The following is a 20,666-nucleotide window of genomic DNA, read 5'->3' on the forward strand; positions in this document are numbered from 1 at the left end:
GAGAGGTGGTCGGAGTTTGCTGATACTTCCATCAATTGTGGTATCGACTAGAGTCGAGCCATGCAGCAGCCGTCTCCCCAACCCGTCAACCGCTTCGAGCGCCGCCGGGCCCAGACCCGGCAGGCCCTCATCGGGGCGGCCCGCGCCATCCTCGCCGAGCGGGGCAATGCCGAGGTGAGCATCCAGGTCATCGCCGAACGTGCGGACGTGGGGTTCGGCACCTTCTACAACCACTTCGAGACCAAGGAAGCCCTCTTCGACGCGGCGGTCGCCGACGCGCTGGAGGAGTACGGGCAGCTGCTGGATGCCGCGACGGGGTCGATCGACGACCCGGCCGAGACCTTCGCGACCAGTGTCCGGCTCGCGCTGCGCCTGGCGGCGAGCCATCCGGAGATCACGGGAATCCTGCGCTTCCGGGGTCTGCAGCACGTGCACAGCGGGACCGGCCTCGGCCCGCGCGCCCTGCGCGACCTGGAGGTCGGCAGGGCGTCCGGCCGGTTCCGCGTCGCGGACGCGCAGGTCGCTCTGAGTGCCGTCGGCGGGGCCGTCCTCGGGATGGTCCAGCTGGGAGCCACCACCGACCTCGGTGAGGCGGCGGGCGAGCAGACGGCCGAGATGATCCTGTGCATGCTCGGCGTGCCCGCCGACGAGGCCCGCGAACTGGCGACCCGACCCCTGCCGGCCTTGGGGCAGTAGGGCGGGGGCGCCGCCTCGTGGATGGGGCCGAGCGCGATGCAGAGAGGCGAGCGGGTGGAGCGGACTCCACCCGCTCGTCGCGTTGTGGGCCACCGATTCCCCCCACCATGGATGAGGGCGAAATCGTAACTGATGAATACCTCAGTTACGATGGATCCCATGAAGCCTGCAATCGGGGACACCCCCCTCCGAGTGGGCCGCGCCGGCACCCGTGGCGTGCTCTTCGCCATGTGCCTGTCGCTGGTCCTCGTCGTCGCGTCGGTCTCCGCGCTCAATCTGGCCCTGCCGGACCTCGCCGTGAACCTCGACGCCTCGAACTCCTCGCTGACCTGGATAGCCGACGGCTACACCGTCGCCCTGGCCGCGCTCGTCCTGCCCTTCGGTGCGCTCGGCGACCTGTTCGGCCGCCGCAAGATGCTGATCCTCGGCAATCTGGTGTTCGGGGCGGCGGCCCTGTTCGCCGCCTTCGCCGACTCCACCACCCACCTGATCGTCTGGCGCGTCCTGATGGGCATCGGTGCGGCCATGATCATGCCCGGCACCCTGTCCACGATCACCTCCGTCTTCCCGGCCGAGAAGAAGGACCGCGGGGTGGCCACCTGGTCGGGATTCGCCGCCGCCGGTGCCATCATCGGCATGTTGGTCGCCGGCGGTCTGCTGGAGCAGTGGACCTGGAAGTCGATCTTCGTCGTCAGTGCGGCCACCTCGCTGGTCTGCGCGCTGGCGGCCCTGCTCCTGGCGCCGGAGACCAGGAGTTCTGCGCCGGAGCCCTTCGACCGGGGTGGTTCCCTGACCACCGCGGTCATGGTGGGAACCCTGGTCTACGGCATCATCGAGGGCAGCGACCGCGGCTGGACCCGGCCCGAAGCACTGGTCGCCTTCGGTGTCTCCGCCCTCGCCCTGATCGGATACGTCACCCTCGGACTGCGCAGCCGCCACCCGATCCTCGATCCGCGCCTGTTCCTCCTGCGCGGCTTCCGCGCCGGCACGATCGCGATCATGACCCAGTTCATGGCCGTCTTCGGGTTCTTCTTCGTCGGCCTGCAGTTCCTCCAGCTCATCCTCGGCTACAGCCCCCTCAAGAGCGCCGTCGCCCTCATCCCGGTCGCCGCCGTGGTCCTGCCCACCTCGCAGGTCACGCCCCGGCTCGTCCGACGGCTCGGCTACAGGGCCGTGCTGCCCGTGGGTCTGCTGTGCCTGGCCGGCGGGATGTTCTGGCTGACCCTCCTGGACGCCGGGAGCGGCTACCCCGCCTTCCTCGTCGCCCTCGTCGTCGCAGGCCTCGGCATCGGCCTGATCGGCTCCGCCGGCACCAGCTCGATCGTCGACTCCCTCGGCCCCGACCGCCAGGGCGTGGCCTCCGCCATGAACGACACCACCCGCGAGGTCGGCTCCGCCGTCGGCATCGCCGTCATGGGCTCGGTCTTCTCCTCCCAATACCGCTCCGCCCTCCCCGACAGCATCCGCGGGCTCCCCGCCGACGCCGCCGAGACGGTGCGCCACTCCGCCGCCGGAGGGCTCCAGGTCGCCTCCCGCCTCGGAGAGCGCGGAGTGCAGCTCGCCGACGGAGTGCGCGACGCCTTCATGAACGGCTTCACCGACGCCATGAGCGTCATCGCCGTGATCCTGGCCGTGGCCGCCGTCGCCTGCCTGGTCTTCGCCCCGGCCCGTCATCGGAGCGCCGCGGGCCCGGACGGGGAACCGCAGACCGCCGTTCATCCGCAGGAAAAGCACTGTTGACAGATTGATCGGTCAAGACTGATGCTTTCATCAATTAGGCGGGGGAGTCATCCGCCGCCATCAGGGGACGCCGATCCGTCGTGCCGCGTACGTACACACCGTGCGAGGGCTCATCGCGCGCGTGCCCCTCGCCGGGTCCGTCCGAGGACCCCTGGCCATTCCGAGCAGGAGAACCCCATGAGCACAGCCGTTGTCCGGACACCCGAGGGCTGGTGGGTCCAGCGCGCCGACGGCCGGATCCGTCCGGTCGAGACCGGCGCCGCCACCACCGCCGAGCTCCTGGCCGACCGTCCCGCCGTCGAGCGGGCCTCCCGAGCGGAGGGCGGCTGGGAGGAGCCGGGCCCGCGCGAGCTGCTCTCCCCGGTCACCACGCCGTGCCGCGTGGTCGCCCAGATGGTGAACTACCGCTCGCACGCGGTCGATTCCGGATTCGACCCCGACCTGGTCCCCACCGCGTTCTTCCGCAAGGCCTCCGGATCGGTGACCGGACCGGCCTCGGAGATCGTCCGCCCCGAGCACGTCCGGCTCCTGGACTACGAGGTCGAACTCGGTCTGGTCTTCGGAGCGCCGCTCCCCCTCAACAGCGACGTCACCCCCGGCTCGCTGCCGCAGTACATCGGGGCCCTGGTCGTGGCCAACGACATCAGCGCCCGCGACCTCCAGCTGCCCAAGACCCAGTTCTACGAGAGCAAGTCCTATCCGACCTTCACCCCGCTCGGCCCGCGCCTCGTCCTCGTCGACGAGCAGGACCTCGCGGGCCTGGACCGGCTGCGGCTGCTCTGCACGGTCAACGGGGAGATCCGCCAGGACAGCACCCCCGCCGACATGATCACCAAGCCGGACCGGGCGCTGACCGCACTCGCCCGCTTCCAGACGATGGCCCCCGGAGACGTTCTGCTGACGGGAACGCCCGGGGGGACCGCCCTGCGCTCCCCGGGCAAGGCCCTCGAACTCATCGGCTCCCTGCTGCCGCCCGCGAAGAAGTGGCGGGCCTTCTTCGCCCGGCAGGAGAGGAACCCCGCCTACCTCAAGCCCGGCGACATGGTGACGACCTCCATCGCCACCCCCGACGCATCCCTGGACCTCGGCACCCAGCGGACCCCGGTCCGCGCCGCGACCGCGAAGGAACGCGCATGACCACGCCCCCTGACCTCCTGTGGCCGGATTACTCCACCCCGAGCTCGCTCGCCGCGATCGAACAGGTGGCGCTCGCGGACCGGCACCTGCCCGCCTCCACCTACGCCGTCCTGACCCGGGCCGCCGAACTCTGGCCCGACCGGCCGGCCATGACCTTCCTGCCGGGAGCCGACGCCTGGGAATCGGGAAGGACCCGTACCTACGCCGGCCTGCGCGCGGAAGTCGACCGCATCGCCGCTCTCTTCCGCTCCCACGCCGTCAGCCGCGGGGTCACCGTGGGCCTGCTGTCCCCGAACACCGCCCTGCTGCCCTCCGCGTTCCTGGCCGCCCAGGCCACCGGCATCGCGGCCCCGGTCAACCCGCACCTCCCCGCCGAGCACATCACCCGGCTGCTGGAACGGGCCCGGGTCCTGGTCGCCGCCGGACCCGAACTCGATCCCGAGGTCTGGGCCACCGCCCGCACCGTGGCCGCGGACCTGCACGCGACCGCCCTGTACGCACTGAGGCCCACCGGCGCCGAAGGCCCCGGCCCCGGCCTGGAACCCCTGCCGGGAACCGTCGTCGGCCATCTGGACGCCGCAGCGGCCGGACTCCCGGACGCGGCGCATCCGCAGCCACCCACGGCCGGCGACCTCGCGGCCCTCTTCCACACCGGAGGCACCACCGGCGCCCCGAAACTGGCCGCGCACACCCACACCAACCAGGTCGTCGACGCGTGGAGCATCGCGGCGAACTCCCTCCTCGGCGAGGACTCCACCGTGTTCGCCGGCCTTCCCCTGTTCCACGTCAACGCCCTGGTCGTCACCCTCATCGCCCCCATGCTCCGCGGCCAGCACGTGGTGTGGGCGGGCCCGCTCGGCTACCGGGAACCGGCCCTCTACAGCCGGATCTGGAAGATCATCGAGCGCTACCGGATCTCCGCGATGTCCGCGGTCCCCACGGTCTACTCCGTCCTCGCACATGTCGCCGTGGACGCGGACATCAGCTCCATGCGGTTCGCCGCCGTCGGCGCCTCGGCCCTTCCCGACACGGTCCGCACGGCCTTCACGGCCAACACCGGAATCGAACTCTGCGAGGGATACGGACTGACCGAGGCGACCTGCGCCACGGCCCGCAGCTTCACCGGCACCGACCACCGCCCCGGATCCGTCGGACAACGCCTGCCCTACCAGCAGGTGCGGACCGCGCTGGTCGACACCCAGGGGAACTGGCTGAACCTGCCCGACGGCGCACCGGGCGTGCTCCTGGTCAAAGGCCCCACCGTGTTCGCGGGTTACGTCACCGGGCACAGCCCGACCGGTCCGCGCCTGGACGTCCAGGCGACCGTGCGCGACGGCTGGCTCAACACCGGCGACCTCGCCCGCGTGGACAAGGACGGGTTCATCCACCTCCTCGGCCGCGCCAAGGACCTGATCATCAGGGGCGGACACAACATCGACCCCGCCGCCATCGAGGACGCCCTCCTGCAACACCCCTACGTCACCGGCGCGAGCGCCGTGGGCCGCCCCGACCCGCACGCCGGCGAGGTCCCCATCGCCTACGTCACCCTCGCCCCGGGAGCACCCGAGGCCATGACCGGAGCCGGCGCACTGATCGCGCACGCCAGGACCTTCCTGCAGGAGAAGGCAGCCGTACCCAAGGACGTCATCGTCCTGGACAGCCTGCCGGTCACCGCCGTGGGCAAGCCCACCAAAGTCCCGCTGCGGATGCGCACCCTGACGCAGACCGCCCTCGACGAACTCGCCGCCATCGGCCTTCCCTGCCGGCCCGACCGGGTCCGCTGCCACCTCGACGGACCACGACTGACGGTCACCGTCCCCAGGCCCGCCGACATCGCCGACGCCGACCGGATCGCCGCTGCCCTCGGCCGGTACACCTTCGACTGGACCTTCACCGAGCGCTGAGCGCCACCCGTCTGGAGCCACCCATGACCACCACGCCCACCCCCGGCCCTGCTCCCACCCCCACCCCGCCGGATCCCCACCGAGGCCTGCACAGCCAGGACGGAGCCCGCCGCGACGAACACCCCGGACGGGACCCGCAACCCGTCATCAAGGCCGTCGACCTGGCCTGGCTGGAGTTCGTCAAGCCCGACCTGGAGCGGGCGGAAACCTTCGCCCGGGACTTCGGGTTCGCCGTCGCCGCCCGGACCCCCCAAGCCCTCTACCTGCGCGCCACCCTGCCCGGACCGCACTGCCTCGTCATCCGCAAGGGCCCGGCCTCCCGTTTCCTGGGCCCTGCCTTCCTCGCCGCCGACCGCTCCGACCTCGACCGCCTCGCCGAAGCCACGGGCCGCCGCGTGCACGCGCTGCACGAGTACGGAGGCGGTCGCGCGGTGGACCTCCTGGACCCCTCCGGCATCCCCGTCCGGGTCGTCCACGGCGTCACCGACCACCCGACCCTGCCCGCCCAGCAACCGCTGCCGCTCAACTCGGGCGGAAGCCGCGTACGGATCAACGCGACCCAGCGACCGCCCCTGGAGCCGGCCCGCGTCGAACGCCTCGGCCACCTCGTGCTCTCCACCCCCGTCTTCCGGCGCGCCCTGGACTGGTACCTGCACCACCTCGGCCTCATCGTCAGCGACTTCCTCCACCTCGACGGACAGCGCGAGCGCGGCCCCACCATGGCCTTCCTCCGGTGCGACCGCGGCAGCCTGCCGGCGGACCACCACACCCTCGCCCTGCACCTGGGCCCCGACACGGGCTACGTCCACTCCGCCTACCAGGTCGCCGACCTGGACGCCCTCGCGGCCGGCGGCACCTACCTCGCCCAACGCGGCTACCGCCGCTCCTGGGGCATCGGCCGCCACGTCCAGGGCAGCCAGATCTTCGACTACTGGCGCGATCCCGACCGTTTCCTCGTCGAGCACTTCACCGACGGCGACCTCTTCGACCACACCCTCGAACCCGGCTGGGCCGCCATGTCCGCCTCCGGACTCGCCCAGTGGGGACCGCCCGCCACCCGGGACTTCCTCGGAGCCACCCCCTCGCCCGCCCTGCTGCGCACGGTGCTCACCGCCTTGCGCCAGGACAACGAGCTCGACCCGGCCCGGCTGACCGCCCTGATGAAAGCCATGAACTCATGACCCGCCTCCCCGGCGAACGCCGTGCGGCAGACCCGGTCGCCGTCATCGGAGCGGGCCCCGTGGGGCTGGTGGCAGCCCTCCTGCTGGCGCGATACGGCGTGCCCTGCGAGGTGTTCGAACGACACACGGCCCCCTACCCCCTGCCCCGCGCCGTCCACATGGACGACGAGGTCGTACGGATCCTCCAGGCCGTCGGAGCGGCCGAGCCCTTCGCCGCCCGCAGCCGACCGGCCCTCGGCATGCAGCTCGTGGACTCCCGGCACCGCGTCCTGGCCCGATTCCTGCGCGATGCCCCCACGGGAGCCCACGGGTACCCCCAGGCCAACATGTTCGACCAGCCCGAACTCGAACACACCCTCCGCGATCTGCTCGAACAGCACCCCTTGATACGCCTGCACGGGAACACCGAGGTCCTCGGCCTGGCCCTGCCGCCCTCCGGTACCGGCAGGCCCGCGGCCCTGCACGTCAAAGACCTCGCCACCGGGGCCGAACGCACCGTGCACGCGGCCGCCGTCCTCGGATGCGACGGCGCCACGAGCCTGACCCGCCGGGCCATCGGCTCCCGGCCGCAGGTCCTCGGCACGCCCCAGCACTGGTTCGTGGTCGACGTCCGGTGTCCCGTCCCCCTCCCCGCCTGGGACGGCGTACACCAGGTGTGCGACCCCGCGCGCCCCGCCTCCTACATGCGCATCGGCGAGGACCGCTACCGCTGGGAGTTCCGCCTCACCGACCAGGAAGCCGAAGCGGCCATCGCGGACCGTGCCCGCACCCTGCGGCTCCTCGCGCCGTGGACCGGGCCGATCCCCGAGGACCATCTCGATGTGGTCCGCACGGCCCGCTACACCTTCCGCGCACAGGTCGCCGACCGCTGGCGCCACGACCGCGTCTTCCTCCTCGGCGACGCCGCCCACCTCACTCCGCCCTTCATCGGCCAAGGCCTCGGCGCCGGCCTGCGCGACGCCCACAATCTAGCCTGGAAACTCGCACGGGTGCTCGACGGGCACAGCTCCGAAGCCCTCCTCGACACCTACGAGAGCGAACGCCGCCCGCACGCGGTCCACCTGGTCCGCACCGCGGTCCTCATCGGCGGGGCCATGACCAGCGGTCACCCCGCCGCCCGGATCGCACGCCGGGCAGGTCTCGCCATCGGCCGCCGTGCCCGGATCCCGGCCCGCGCCGTGCCGGCCACCCTCAGCCCCGCCCTGCGCGGAGGAACCCTCGCCGGGCGAACCCCCGTCCCCACGCGGAGCCCGCGCCCGGGCGAACTCGCGCCCCAGCCCCCGATCCGTACACCCGACGGACGCCCCGCACGCCTGGACGACCTGCTCGGCGACGGCTTCGCGCTCCTCACCTGTCGCCCCCTCACCCCCGGCGAGGACCGTCTCGCACGTGCCGTGCCCGCCCGGATCCTCACCGTGCTCCCGCCCGGCGCAGCATGTCCGGGCGACGAGAACGCCTCGTACGCGATCGACACCACGGGCGTGCTCGGCAACTGGCTCCGGGGAGGCGCGGTCCTGCTCCGCCCGGACCGTGTGGTGCTCGCCGCTCAGCACGGAGAAGGGGAGTCGCTCGTGGAGTCGGCGCACGCCTGGGCCCGGGTACTGGCACCGCCCGGCCCCGTCGCGTAGAAACGTAAAGTGTTCAACCGATCGCAGTGCGTGATGATCCAGGTGTGCGGGGACTCCTGGCGGGCAGATAACCCGCATGCTCTCGGACATGATCGAACGGTTGCGGCTCCTGCCCCGCCCACGCCGAACTCCCGCCTTCACCGCCGACTTCGCCTCGCCCACCCAGTGGATCGCCGGCCGTTCCTGGGCCTATCCCGACGGCGGCCCCGTCAACCCGGGCGACAACAAGCTGGACCACCTCACCGACGATCCCGCCTACAGCCGCGGCGGGGTCTTCCGGGCGACACCGCGCTCCGACGGCGACTGGGACTGCGGGCTGCTCACCACCGAGGGCAGTGACGAGGGCTTCCAAGTGCGCACCGGAGACGTGCTGGAGGCCCGGGTGAAGCTGCCGGAACAGCTCGGCGCCTGGCCCGCCATCTGGACCTGGCGCGACGGCGGCCAGGAGATCGACGTCTTCGAGTACCACCCCGACAACCCGGACCTCCTCGAACTCTCCAACCACGTCCGGGAGGCCCACCGCTACCACCGCGACCCGGCGGTCCGGCCCGGAGCGTGGATCGACGTGAAGGTCGAGTTCGGGAAGAGCTCGGTCGTCTGGTGGGTCAACGGCGACCGGGTCTTCAGCGACGGCAGGGGAGTGGGCCGCCGCTGGTCCGCCTACCTCATCGTCAACCTCTCGGTCTGCGCGGGCCGGTACCACCCGGCGCCGGAGTCCGGGGTCACGGAGCTGTCCTACGAGGTCGCGCAGTTGCGGGTGTACCGGACGCTCCGGGGGCTGCTCTAGAGCGGCGACGCGGCGGCGACGCAGCGGCGGCGGCCGGATCCGAGGGGAAGGCGGTGGCCGGGACACGCCCTGGACGCCGAATCCGGGGTGCGTTAGCTTCCGGCGCCATGAGACTTCTGGGAGTTGGCATGTGCGCGGCGGCTCTGCTGCTGGGGGTGGTGGCCGCCCCGGCGCAGGCCGCAGACGGGTCGCGGGACCTCCGGAGTGCGCGCTGGGCACTGAAGGAGACCGGCAAGGACGCCCGCTTCCGGGGACTGGCGGCGGTGAGCCGGTCCACGGCCTGGGTGGCCGGCTCGAAGGGGACCGTCCTGCGCACCTCGGACGGCGGTCGCAGCTGGCGCGACGTCTCACCGCCCGCGGCCGTCGCGGAGGGGCTGGAGCTGCGGGACATCGAGGCCTTCGACGGGCGGCGCGCCGTGGCCCTGTCCATCGGCGAGGGCGAGGCCTCCAGGGTGCTGCGCACCGAGGACGGCGGCGCCACGTGGACGGAGACCTTCCGGAATCCCGACCCGCGGGCCTTCTACGACTGCCTCACCTTCTTCGACTCCCGCCACGGGCTCGCGATGAGCGACCCGGTCGACGGCAAGTTCCGCATCCTTTCCACGGACGACGGTGGCCGTAGCTGGCGGGTGCTGCCGAATGCGGGGATGCCGGACGCGCTGCCGGGCGAGGCGGGCTTCGCGGCGAGCGGCCAGTGCCTGGTGTCCGCCGGACCGCGCGACGTCTGGCTGGCCACCGGCGGGGGCCCGGTCGCGCGGGTGCTGCACTCCGCGGACCGCGGCCTCACCTGGCAGGCCTCCGAGTCCACCCTCCCCGCGGGTGACCCGGCGCGCGGAGTCTTCGCCCTCGCCTTCAGGGACCGTACGAGGGGCCTGGCGGTCGGCGGCGACTACCGCACCGGGCAGGCCTCCCCGCAGGCCGCGGCCGTGTCCTCGGACGCGGGCCGGAGCTGGCGCCCGGCATCGGCCCCGCCGCCGGCCTACCGTTCGGGCGCGGCCTGGTTCCCGTACGGGGCCGGCGCGGCCCTGGCGGTGGGCCCGACGGGCACGGACGTGACCGGGGACGGCGGCCGCACCTGGCGGGCGTTCGACCCGGGTTCCTTCGACACGGTCGACTGCACGGCGGACGGTGCCTGCTGGGCGTCGGGGGAGAAGGGCCGGGTCGGGCGCCTGGAAGGGGCGCGCCGGGGCTGACCGGCCTCACCTGCCGCCGTGCGCCGCCCGCAGCCGTGCCAGATAGACCTCGGGTTCGGGGCCGTGTGCCTGGTCCTGGGCTCCCCGCCGGACGTGCGCCAGCTCTCCGCCGGAGCCGATGCGCAGCATGGTGGTGGCCGCGTGAGGGATGCCGGGGCGGCGCAGTGCGTCGGCGTCGACGACCGGGATGCCGGGCCCGAACATCGCCGTGGCCCGGGCCGCGGTGTCCGCCGGGAGCTGACCGGTCCGGTTCGCGCTGCTGACGTAGAGGTGCGGAAAGCCCGTCAGCAGGGCGGACAGCGGCCGCCAGTGTGCACCGAACAGCAGGAGGTGGCCGTCGCGGAGGGCGGGTCCGGTCCAGGGCGACGGCCGCGCGTCTGGGCGTACGGGCACCAGGAGCGTGACCTGTTCGTCGCGCAGCAGCGCGAACGCGGTGCGGAGCGCGGCCGGTGTCAGGGCCAGTTCCGTGCCGAGGTCGCGCCAGACGGCGTCGTCGTGGACCCAGAGGGCGACTTCCTGGCCGGTCGGGCGGCCCTTCGCGTCGTTGACGGCCCCGGGGGTGGTGGCGGTGACGACGTAGGTGAGCGGGCTGGGGTTGGGCAGGATGACGGCCCCTCCGGCCCGCAAGGCGTCGGCGGCGGCGCCGGTGTCCGGAAGGCGGGTGTCCGACATGGGGGGAGTCCGATCAGGGTGCGGGTGCGGGTGCGGGTGCGGGAGTGGGCGTGGCGGTGGTGAGGGCTTCGAGGTACGCGGTGAAGTCCGCGTCGGGGACCTGGGCCCGGTTCAGGCGGTAGGCGCGGTCCTTGACCCAGGCCAGGGCCTCGCCCGTCTGGTCCGGATCCAGGTGGTGGCCCAGGCGCTCGGCGACCGCGCGCAGCACGCGCCGGCTGGCGAGGTGGGTCAGCACCACGGTCGGGGCGAGGCCCAGGTGGTGCTCGGGGTCGTAGGGCTGGAAGGTGCGCGGGTGGGTGAAGGGGGTTCCGGTGGAGATCGTGGCGACCCCGCTGCCCACGATCGGAGTGGTGACCGTGAGCGGTACTCCGGTCTCCGCGGACACCATCCGGGCGATGCCCGGCAGCCGCGTCAGGTCCGGCTGCGTCCACCACGGCTCGCAGTCGGGCCCAAGGACGTACACGGCCTTGGCCCGGTCGTGCGCGAGGAGGAAGAGCAGCTGCTCGGTGGCGACCATTCCGCTGCGCTCGGCCATGCCCAGCCAGGAACAGGCCGCGACCCGCGCACCGCTCTCGAGGGCGGCCAGGGTGTTGGCCAGGCCGAGGCCGAGGTCGTTGTGGAGGTGCGAGACCAGGACCGTGTCCCGACCGGCGTCGGCGGCGACCCGCCGGAAGAGGTCCCGGGTCTGGCCGGGCAGCAGGTCGCCGACCGTGTCGGCCAGCACGATCGTGGCCGCACCCTGCGCCGTCATCCGGCCCGCGTACTCGGCCACCAGGGCGTGGTCCGCGCGCGGCGCGTCCACCAGGCACACGTCCACCGCCGTACCCTCGGCACGGTCCACGGCCTCCTTGACCACGTCCAGGCCCCGGTCCAGGGCCGTGCGGGCGTCACTGTGCACCAGGGCGCGGGCCGTGGCCTCCGAGGCGGCCACGATCACCATGATCCGCCCGTGCGCCGCACCGCGAACCGCGCTCAGCGCCAGCCGCACGTCCTCCACCGTGCCCCGGCAGATCGCGGACGGACTCACCGACTCCTGGGCTTCCAGCGCCACTTGCCGGGTCGCCTCGTATTCCTGACCGCACACGGAGGGGAACCCCGCGGCGAAGACCACGTGCCGGGGACCGTCGGCCCCGAACACCGCCCCCTGCTCGCGGGCGAGCCGCACGCGGAAGCCGGCGCTCATCAAGGTCTTCGCCTGCGCGCCGTCCCGTGCCGACTCCTCGAAGAGCACGACCCGCCCGGCCCGTGCCGACTCCCGCACCACGTCCACGTCCACGTCCGGATGCACGTTCACGTCCAACAACGGTCAAGCTCCATTCCCGGCGCGGCACTTGCGCGCCCCCGAGCGTTGTGGAGATCCACTGGGGGGAATCGTACGGGGCGGGGCATCCCCGGTTTCGTCATACACGGATGTTCGAGTCCGTGATCGAAATCGAGATGCGTCCGACAGCGTCACGCGTAGCCGACGGTGACCTCCTGGAAGCCCAGGGAGTGGAGCAGGCCCTCCAGCATCGTCGTGGTGTTCTTCTCGGTGCGCTCCACGAGCCCGCTGTCGCGAGCCGCTTCCGTGATGTGCTGAACGGCCAGGCGCTGTACGGCCTGTTCGCCGGCCGGGTTGTCGGTGAACAGGTCGCCCAGCCGGTCCAGCAGGCCCCGCTGCTTGGACACGGCGTAGGAACGGTCCAGATCCAGCGCCGCCGTGCCGAGGACGGCGTGGGGCAGGCGGAGCGAGACCTCGGTGCGCTCCTCGTTCACGGTGACGGCCTGCTCGCCGAGCCCGCCCAGGTCCACGTAACCGCTCACGGAGCCCGCTCCGACGTAGAGGGTCCGCGTTCCCCGGACGGAGTCCGGCAGGAAGGCTGCGTCCTTCTCCAGGTCCACCACGACCTGGAAGTTGCCGGCGGCTCCCTCGTAACGGTGCATGTCCTGGATCGACTTGAGCAGGACCGGCCCCGAGCGGTCCACGGTGTCCTCGCGGAACAGGTCGCCGAAGTCGGGCAGAAGACTGAAACGGCCGGCCAGGACCAGGACCGCCGCGAGCACTGCCAGCCCACCGACGGCCCGTCCCCACCACGGCAGCCGCCGCGGCTCTCTTCGCGGTGCGGGTTCGCGCTCCGCGTCGTGCGATGCGTTGTCCATGTCCTGCGGATGCCCCACGCGCGCGGCCCCACTCCCCGGAGCCGGCGGCGGCCCGCGTCTACGCTCGGGGGATGGATCGTTGCGAGGGGACGGCGCGGCTGGAGTGGTGGGCCAACGCGTCCACCTGCCTGGTGGGCATCCCGGTCGAAGTGACGGCCACCACCACCGGCGCGGGTGGGTGGGAGGCCGTGATCTCGCCGCCTCTCCACCTCGTCGCCCGCGAGACCCTCGGGCAACTCATCGTCGCGGACCCGTGCTTCACCCTTCGGTTCGACGGATCCGACCGGTCCGACGCCTCGGGCGTCCTCGTGCGGGCAGAGGACTTCGACGGCGTCGACCACCTCCGGCTGGTCCTGATCCCCGGGCTGTGACGGCGAGGGGTGGCCAGGGCTACCAGGTGCCGCCCGGCGCGGCCTCGGCGTGGGCGGAGCGGCCGGGGGCGAAGGACATCCGGTTCCAGGTGTGGCGGCGGCCGCGGACGGCCACCGAGTAGGCGTACATGACCTCGGGATCGCACATGCCGGGGAGGTAGGAGTCGCCGAAGTGGTGGGCGTCGAAGCCGGCTTCCTTGGCGTTGAGGGCGAGCTGCGGCACCACGTTCGCGTGCGAGCCCTCCTGGCTGGTGCCGATGGCGCCCATCACGATCGCGCCCGCGTCCTGGACCGCGGCGACGGCCGTCGCGGCCAGCTCGCGGGTCATGCCGGGCAGCGTGCCCGGCAGCGGGGCGACCACGCCGTCCGCGCCGGCGTCGACGAGGGCGGTCAGGCGTGCGGGGGTGACGCGTTCGGGGCAGCCCGCGTGGTGCATCTTGCCCGACCACAGGGCGGCGTCGTCACCGAGCCCCTTGCGCAGTTCCTCGGTGACCCGCGCCATGCCGTCGTAGGTGCCGCCCGTTCCGGGGTTCGCGGTGATGCACAGCAGGGCGGCGCCCATGTCGATGAGGCGCCGGGCGTGCTCGGAGGTGGCGCGGCGGATCTCCGGGACGTCGCCGGGCTCCAGGTTCACGCCCACGGGGCGACCGATCAGTCGGGCGAGATCGGTGAAGGACGTGAAGGTCCCGAGTCCGGGCATGACGAGCCGCTCCCCGTCCCAGGCCCGCTCGATGAGGTTGAGGATGACGATGTCGGCGCCGAAGGCCGCCACCAGTTCGGCGTTGTGCACGCCGCGCCCGTCGGGGTGCGGGGAGAGCGCGGCGCGCTCGGCGAAGACCTCGGCCACCATGGTCCGGCCCTCGGCGGCGGCCACCGCCCGGGTCAGATCGCGGCCGCGCAGGGCGGAGAGCGCGTCGCGGTCGAGGTCGAGGATGCGCTGAGTGGTCATGCCTACGACCCTAGCCAGGGGGAACCCCACCCCCGAGCCGCCGATGGTCCCCCCGGGCAGGGCCCTTGGCCCCGGCCCCCGTTCCCGCTCCGTCGTGGGGGAGACGGGCGGCAACGAACGGCCTGCGGCACACGGCGCAGCCCCTCAGCCGCGCTCCCACGTCGTGAGGGCCTCGTCCACCGCGTCGCGGACCTCCGGGTCGGGGTGGGCCCGCAGGTCTCGCAGCACCCCGAGGGCCGGGCCGAGTTCGCCGCCCGTCGATGCCGCCCGGCTCGCGTGGTCCTCCGTCAGGGCCACCGCGTACAGGCCGGCGAACAGCCCGTCCCGGAGCGGGTGCGTGCCGTTCCGGCGCCGCGTGAACCACCGGGGCCCCGACGCCCCGATCGCCAGCGCCGCGTCGCGCGCCTGCGCCAGCTCGTCCGGGGAGACCCGGGGCGAGCGGCGGGCCATCGCCACCGCCGTACGGGCCGCGAGCAGCGGCCGGTCGCGTACCGCCCGGGCCTGCGCCCGTAGCTCCCGGGCCCGCTCGGCCGACGGCGCGGCCGGGTCCCACAGCGCCGTCCGGGCCTTGACCGCCCACCGCAGGCTCGCGTCCTGCTCCGAGATCAGTGCGATCGCGCGCTGCCAGACGGGCCGGCAGGCCTCGGGCAGGCCCTGTCCGGCCGTTCGTTCGAGGGACCCCGCCAGCACCGCGATCCGGTGCAGGGCGTTGCGCGGGTCCCGTTCCGCCGGTTCGGCCGGCGCGCCGCGCCCCCGCGCCCGGGCGTCCGCCCCGGCCTCCCGTACGTACCGGCTCAGCAGCGCCGCCGTGACCGCTTCCAACGTCGGACCGTACGTGTCCGGGTCGACCCGTGCCGCGTCCACGACCGCCTCCACCGCGGCCCGCCACACGACCTCGTGGCTCCTGGGCTCGACCGCCAGACGCGGCAGCAGGCCCGCGTCCACGGCGGACGGCACCGCGAGGGTCCAACGCCGCAGCACCCGGCAGGCCTCGGCGACCGTCCGCGCGTCCGGCGCCTCCTCGGGCGCCCCGTCAGGGGCCCGGCCCGCGCCCTCGGGGGACGCGCCGCGCGCGGGCTCCTCCGTGAGGAACCGGTGGCACACCTCGGCCACGAGCTTCCCGTACGGCTCCCGCGCCGCCGCCGGCAGAGCGAGCGGGGCCACGCGCAGCAGCGCCTCCCGCTCCGCCCTCGAACCCTCCCGCGCCGTCGTACGAAGACACGCCTCCACCGGCCCCAGCGTCACGAGCTGCGCCGCCCGTGTCACCGCCGCCGCCCGGACGTCCCGGTGCTGTCCCGGCGCCGAGAAGGCCGCCACCAGCAACTCGCCCGCCAGCGCCGCCGGCAGCCGGTCCGCCGCCAGCCGGACGATCTCCTTGCGGCTCGTCACCTTCGTGCCCGTGGCCCGCTCCAGCACGGGCCGGAACCGCTCCGCGAGTTCCGCCGGCGGCACGTGCGCGCAGACCCGTCCGATCCCGTACACGGCGACCCGCGCCCGGTCGCCGTCGGCCCGCGCGAGCAGGTCGGGCAGGACCAGGCCGGGCCGGTCGGCGCCGGGCAGCGCGGCGAGGGCCGCCTCGGCCGTCGGTACGTGTTCCGATTCCGCGGCCTCCCGCACCGCCGCCAGCCCGCCGCCGCCCGGCACCGCCGCGAGCTCCCGCAGGAGTGCGTCACCGGGGGACCGCTCCGGATGCGCCCGGGCCCGCAGCCCGGCCGCGAGCCAGTCGGCCACGGCTGCGCACGTCGCACCGGTCCACCGGTGCGCGTACCCCCGTACCGGGGGCAGGACCTGCCGCAGGGGCCGGCCCACGATCCGCTCCGGGTCATGGAAGCGGCCGAGGGGCGGCGAGTCCAGGGGCGCGGAGGCGAATGCCGGCAACAAGTCGTCGGCCTGCCGCGCCACGAGCTCCATCACACGGGGCAGCACGACGGCGGACGGATCCGCGGCGAGCAGGGTGCGGATGCGCTCGGCACGCGGACCCGCCGAGGCCAGCCACAGCACACAGGCGCGTTCCGCCGGCCCGCGCGCGCCGGTCAGCGCGATCCGCTCCACGACCTCCGCCAGCCAGGGCTCGGCCTGCTCCCAACGCGGGTCCGACGCAAGGGACTCGGCGAGGGAGAGCGCGGGGACGGGATCGCCCGCGTCGAGGGACTCCGTCACCACGGGACGCACGGCGTCGAGCAGCGCCCGGGCCGCGTCGGCCGGCGGCTCCGTACGCAGGGCCTGCGTCACGAACCTGCCGAACCCGCCACCGGGCGTGTCGGGGCCGTCGGCGCGGACCAGCGTTCGGACCGCCCACGCGGCGAGCGCCGACAGCTCGCCGCCATCCGTTCCGGAGGCCTCCGCTGCGGAGTGCGTCCCGTCCGCGGTCGTGTGCAGCAGGCGGCCCGCGAGCTGGGTGAGGGAGGCGAGCGTGCCGTACGAGAGGTCCCGCGCGGCGAGCGCGTCCGAGGAGAGCCGCTCCAGCGCCGGCACCGCGGCCGCAGTGAAGGTCCGTGTGGGCAGGGCGCTCAGAGCGCCCAAGGCGGTCTGGCGCACCGGGTCCTGCTCCGAGCGCAGCCGGGCCAGTTCCGTCAGTACTTCGGTGGTCACCTCCGGGCGCCGGGCCCGCGCGGCGGCGTGCACCAGGGCCCGCCAGGCGGCCGCGCGCCCGTCGGAGTCCGCGCGCCGGGTGTCGACCCGGAGCGCCTCGGCCTCGTCCGCGTACGGAAGGAGGGCCCGCAGCGCCAGCAGCTCGACCGGCTCGGCGCCCCGCGTCCGCGCCCGCTCGAGGGCGTGGAGAGCGAAGGGTGCGGCGTCCCGGGCGGGCAGTACGCGCATCAGCTCGGCCGGGAGCACCGCCGTCTCGGAGCCTGCGGAGGCGGCGGGTGCGGAGCCCCCTTCGGCCCGGACCGCGTCCAGCACCGCTCGGCGCCGACCGGGCGGGAGCGCGGGCAGGAGCACCGCGAGCACGGGCGCGGGGACCGCCGCCGCACGCACCGCCGCGACGAGTTCGTCCTCGGGGACGGCCGCGGCGAACCGGCGCGCGCCGTTGCCGGACAGGGTCCTCGCCGCGAGGACGAGACGGCCCTGCCCCCACAACCGCGCCGCGAGCCGGGGCCGGTGGGCGACGAACGCGGGCAGGTGCGGGACCAGCCCGGCCGGGAGCCGCTCGGGGCCGACCCGCTCGAACAGGTCCAGGGTCGCGCCCGGGTCGACCTGCGCCAGCGCGGCCAGCGGGTCGCGGGCCGCCAGCAGCCACCAGAGCTCGCGGGCGGGCGGTGCCTGCGCTTCGGCCTCCCGTACGACGGTCTCGTACACGACCTCGGGCACCCGACGCGCCAACGGCAGCCAGGAGTGCAGGGCGTGCCGGAGCTCCGGCAGCAGACGCCGCACCGTCGCGGGGGAGCAGGAGGGCAGCAGCCGGGCCGCCTCCCGGTCGCCCCAGGTCGCGCGGACGGAGTCGATCAGGGCATCGGGGAGCGAGCCCGGGATGCGGTGGAGGGTGGCGACGAGCTGTTCCCGGGCCGCAGCCGTGACCCGGTCGGTCACCAGGACCTCGGCGGTCGGACGGATGCGGCCGGTGCGCAGCGCGGCCAGCGCCTGGGCGCGTACGGCCCCGTGCGGGTCGGTGAGCCCGGCGACGAGCAGGTCCGCGAGCCGCTCACCGTGGGCCGGGTCGGAGGGGACGGCGCGTGCGCAGATCAGGGCCGTGGCCCGGGTGTCCGGCACGTGCCGGTCGGGGTCGGCGAGTTCCGCGAGCAGGCCGGGCACCTCGGCCGGGGCCAGCGCACGCACTTGGGCGACGGCAGCGCGGATCCGCTCGCGGTGAGCGAGCGGAGCGAGCGAGGCGAGGAGCCGGACCGCGGCCTCCCGACCGGGCCGGGCGGAATGGTGCGGGGGCTGCGGGGAGGTGCTCATGCGGCCATCGTGCAACAGGGGGTGGATGAGGAGCGAGGCAATTGAAGGACACCGGCCGCAAGCACCACGAAGGGGACAACTCTCCCCAACCATGATGATTTGACCCGCTCGATGCCGTGCAGCAAGGTCGGGGCATGGATCAGATCTTCGAGAAGTTCCGGACCCTGCCCGTCGAGGAGCAGCTCTCCCCGGCCCTCACCCGCCGCAGGTACGCGGACTTCCCCGTCCTCGTCGTGGACCACCCGCGCGCCGGACAGGCGTGTCTGAGCATCCAGGGCGGACAGCTCGTCAGCTGGCGCCCGTCGGGCGCCCGTCCCGACGATCCCGGCGTGCTGTGGTCGGCCGACCCCGACCTGTGGCGGCGCGGAACGGCCGTGCGCGGCGGAATCCCGCTGTGCTGGCCGTGGTTCGGCCCGTCCGGTCCCGCCGGTTCGCCCTCGCACGGGTTCGCGCGGACCACCGACTGGGAGCTGACGGCGTGGGAGGAGGACGCGGACCGGGTCGTCGTGGAATGCACGCTGCGGCCTTCGGAGGCGACCCGCGCACTGTGGCCCGAGGAGTTCGTCCTCGTGGCGCGGTACACCCTGACCGACAGCTGCCTCATCGAGATCGAGGACCGGGGCGACCACACCGCCACGGCCGCGCTCCACACCTACGTACGGATCGGCGACCTGGGACGGGCACATCTCGCGGGCCTCGGCCCCGAGCACACCGACGGGCTCACCCGGCGCCGCTACGAGGCCGAAGACGGCACGCTCACCCCCGTCGACCACGTCGAGCGGTTCCAGACGGCGCCGGCGCCCGTCACCACGGTGCGCGACGAGGTGCTCGGAAGGATCGTCGCCCTCGCCCACCACGACCACAGTGACGTGGTGGTCTGGAACCCGGGCGCCGAACTCGCGCGGGGAATGGCGGACCTCGCGCCGCAGGAACACCGGCACTTCCTGTGCGCGGAGACCGCCCGGGTGGGGCGGCCGCTGGTGGCGGAGGAGGGGCGGCCGGGCCGGCTGGCCGTCGAGCTCCGCATGACGGAGCTCTGAGGGCCGGGGAGACCCGACCGCGAGCGGCTCGGGCGTCGGCTCAGGTGCGGATCACTTCCCGGTCAGCGCCGTGGCCAGGAGTGCGGCGGTCCGTGCGATGAGGGGGTTGTCGGGCGCGGCGTCGGATCGGGGCTTGGTCGTCAGGACGGCGATGACGAGGGGAGGCCGGCCGGGGGGCCAGGCGACGGCCACGTCGTTGTTGGTGCCGTACGCGCCCGCGCCGGTCTTGTCCGCCACGGTCCAGTTCCCCGGCAGACCGGCCCTCAGCCGCTCGCCGCCCGTGGTGTTGCCCAGCAGCCAGTCCGTGAGCCGCCGCCGGTCCGCCGCCTCGAGCGCGGTGCCGAGGACGAGGCGCTCGTAGGTCCGCCCGATCGCGTACGGGGTGGTGGTGTCGGTCACCCGCAGGGGTTCGGCGGTGTTCAGGTCCGGTTCCCACCGATCCAGGCGGGTCACCCCGTCCCCGGTCGAGCGGGCGAACCGCGTGACGGCGGCCGGGCCGCCCAGCTCGCGCAGGAGCAGGTTGGCGGCGGCGTTGTCGCTGAAGCGGATCGCGGCATCGCTCAGCTCCGCGATGGTCATCCCGCGGGCGAGGTTCTCCGCCCGGCCGGTGATCGGGGCGTGCCCGGAGGCGGTGGCCTCCTGCGCGGTGTAGCGGACGCGCTTGGCCAGGAACTCCCCGTCCCGGTCGAGGTCGCGCAGGACGGCGGCCACGGCGAGGGTCTTGAAGACCGAACAGAGGGGGAAGCGCTCCTGCGCCCGGTACCGGACCGTGCGACCGGTGGCGGTGTCATGGGCGTAGACGCCCAGGCGGGCGGAATGCTCCCGTTCCAGTGCCGCCAGCCGGTGCGCGACCGTGCCGCTGCCGCCGGGGGGCGCGGACGCGGCGAAGGCGCTCCCGCCCGCCGGCAGCCAGGCGGCCAGTGCCGCTCCGGCTCCCAGGGCGAGCGCGGTGCGCCGGGACGAGGTCTTCCCTGTTGTGTTCACAGGTGTCCTCTTCCTCTCCGGGGCAAGATCTCAACCCTCGCTGGGCCTGTGGCCTTCGATCCGGGGGTCATAAATGCCCCCAAACCTTCCCCCGAAAGGGATATGACCCACCACGGAGGGCGAGTTTCGGGGCTCTCGGCGGTGACCCGCCCCACAGGACCTTGGTCACATACGAAGCGGGATAGTGGTCCTTAGACGGCCCTTACCCACCCCCTCACACCAGCTCCCACCTGCACCGATACCCACCTGTCCTCTGGGGGGTCGTTGCGCCCCGGCTGCGAGGAGCACTAGTAAGAGGGGTCGTTGCCAGGCGGGCTCTACCCCCGTAGAACTGGATGAGTCGCA

Annotated in this window: 16 protein-coding genes; 10 read left to right on the top strand and 6 right to left on the bottom strand. The window is 73.8% G+C overall.

Annotated features, from left to right (window positions below; translation table 11 throughout):
• The first annotated feature begins 60 nt into the window (after window positions 1-60).
• From ACFRU2_RS24880 to ACFRU2_RS24915, 8 genes are all read left to right on the top strand, one after another.
• The gene (locus tag ACFRU2_RS24880; RefSeq protein ID WP_382975727.1) at window positions 61-696 is read left to right on the top strand and encodes a TetR/AcrR family transcriptional regulator; all 636 of its coding nucleotides are present in this window, start codon (window positions 61-63) and stop codon (window positions 694-696) included.
• A 159-nt stretch (window positions 697-855) separates the two neighbouring features.
• On the top strand, window positions 856-2,436 hold the full coding sequence (locus ACFRU2_RS24885; RefSeq protein ID WP_382975729.1) for an MFS transporter: 1,581 nt from the start codon (window positions 856-858) through the stop codon (window positions 2,434-2,436).
• A 177-nt stretch (window positions 2,437-2,613) separates the two neighbouring features.
• Complete coding sequence (locus ACFRU2_RS24890; protein ID WP_382975731.1) at window positions 2,614-3,573, top strand: fumarylacetoacetate hydrolase family protein; 960 nt, start codon at window positions 2,614-2,616, stop codon at window positions 3,571-3,573.
• Entirely contained in the window at window positions 3,570-5,477 is a 1,908-nt protein-coding gene (locus ACFRU2_RS24895) for an acyl-CoA synthetase (RefSeq protein WP_382975733.1), read from the top strand. Before ACFRU2_RS24890 ends, ACFRU2_RS24895 begins: the two co-directional genes overlap by 4 nt.
• 23 nt (window positions 5,478-5,500) lie before the next feature.
• Complete coding sequence (locus tag ACFRU2_RS24900) at window positions 5,501-6,658, top strand: VOC family protein (RefSeq protein WP_382975735.1); 1,158 nt, start codon at window positions 5,501-5,503, stop codon at window positions 6,656-6,658.
• On the top strand, window positions 6,655-8,286 hold the full coding sequence (locus ACFRU2_RS24905; RefSeq protein ID WP_382975736.1) for a bifunctional 3-(3-hydroxy-phenyl)propionate/3-hydroxycinnamic acid hydroxylase: 1,632 nt from the start codon (window positions 6,655-6,657) through the stop codon (window positions 8,284-8,286). The genes ACFRU2_RS24900 and ACFRU2_RS24905 overlap by 4 nt, the downstream gene beginning before the upstream one ends.
• Window positions 8,287-8,374: 88 nt before the next feature.
• Window positions 8,375-9,073 (top strand): beta-glucanase, encoded by a 699-nt coding sequence (locus tag ACFRU2_RS24910; protein WP_382975738.1) that lies wholly within the window; start codon window positions 8,375-8,377, stop codon window positions 9,071-9,073.
• A 107-nt stretch (window positions 9,074-9,180) separates the two neighbouring features.
• Window positions 9,181-10,266, top strand: coding sequence for a WD40/YVTN/BNR-like repeat-containing protein (locus ACFRU2_RS24915; protein ID WP_382975740.1), 1,086 nt, complete (start codon window positions 9,181-9,183; stop codon window positions 10,264-10,266).
• A 6-nt stretch (window positions 10,267-10,272) separates the two neighbouring features.
• Here the strand turns inward: ACFRU2_RS24915 and ACFRU2_RS24920 are convergent, their stop codons facing one another.
• From ACFRU2_RS24920 to ACFRU2_RS24930, 3 genes are all read right to left on the bottom strand, one after another.
• A complete protein-coding gene (locus ACFRU2_RS24920) occupies window positions 10,273-10,938 on the bottom strand; it encodes a hypothetical protein (RefSeq protein WP_382975742.1) in 666 nt (221 codons plus the stop codon).
• Window positions 10,939-10,951: 13 nt separating this feature from the next.
• Window positions 10,952-12,232 carry a 2-isopropylmalate synthase gene (locus tag ACFRU2_RS24925; protein WP_382975743.1) on the bottom strand — a complete coding sequence of 427 codons (1,281 nt, stop codon included), beginning with the start codon at window positions 12,230-12,232 and terminating at the stop codon, window positions 10,952-10,954.
• A 158-nt stretch (window positions 12,233-12,390) separates the two neighbouring features.
• Complete coding sequence (locus ACFRU2_RS24930; protein WP_382975745.1) at window positions 12,391-13,077, bottom strand: DUF4230 domain-containing protein; 687 nt, start codon at window positions 13,075-13,077, stop codon at window positions 12,391-12,393.
• Window positions 13,078-13,148: 71 nt separating this feature from the next.
• Between ACFRU2_RS24930 and ACFRU2_RS24935 the strand changes: the two genes are divergently transcribed.
• A complete protein-coding gene (locus ACFRU2_RS24935) occupies window positions 13,149-13,448 on the top strand; it encodes a hypothetical protein (protein ID WP_382975747.1) in 300 nt (99 codons plus the stop codon).
• Window positions 13,449-13,467: 19 nt separating this feature from the next.
• Here ACFRU2_RS24935 and ACFRU2_RS24940 read toward each other — a convergent pair whose 3' ends face one another.
• Window positions 13,468-14,397, bottom strand: coding sequence for a hypothetical protein (locus tag ACFRU2_RS24940; protein ID WP_382975750.1), 930 nt, complete (start codon window positions 14,395-14,397; stop codon window positions 13,468-13,470).
• 144 nt (window positions 14,398-14,541) lie between these two features.
• The gene (locus ACFRU2_RS24945) at window positions 14,542-18,297 is read right to left on the bottom strand and encodes a hypothetical protein (RefSeq protein WP_382975751.1); all 3,756 of its coding nucleotides are present in this window, start codon (window positions 18,295-18,297) and stop codon (window positions 14,542-14,544) included.
• A 134-nt stretch (window positions 18,298-18,431) separates the two neighbouring features.
• On the opposite strand from ACFRU2_RS24945, the gene ACFRU2_RS24950 reads away from it, so the two are divergent.
• The gene (locus ACFRU2_RS24950; protein ID WP_382975753.1) at window positions 18,432-19,337 is read left to right on the top strand and encodes a D-hexose-6-phosphate mutarotase; all 906 of its coding nucleotides are present in this window, start codon (window positions 18,432-18,434) and stop codon (window positions 19,335-19,337) included.
• A 51-nt stretch (window positions 19,338-19,388) separates the two neighbouring features.
• Here the strand turns inward: ACFRU2_RS24950 and bla are convergent, their stop codons facing one another.
• Window positions 19,389-20,321: a class A beta-lactamase gene (gene bla, locus ACFRU2_RS24955; protein ID WP_382975755.1), complete on the bottom strand. Its 933-nt coding sequence runs from the start codon at window positions 20,319-20,321 to the stop codon at window positions 19,389-19,391.
• Window positions 20,322-20,666: the final 345 nt, after the last annotated feature.

Source organism: Streptomyces sp. NPDC056883, assembly GCF_042788835.1.
Classification (GTDB): Bacteria; Actinomycetota; Actinomycetes; order Streptomycetales; family Streptomycetaceae; genus Streptomyces; species Streptomyces stoeckheimensis.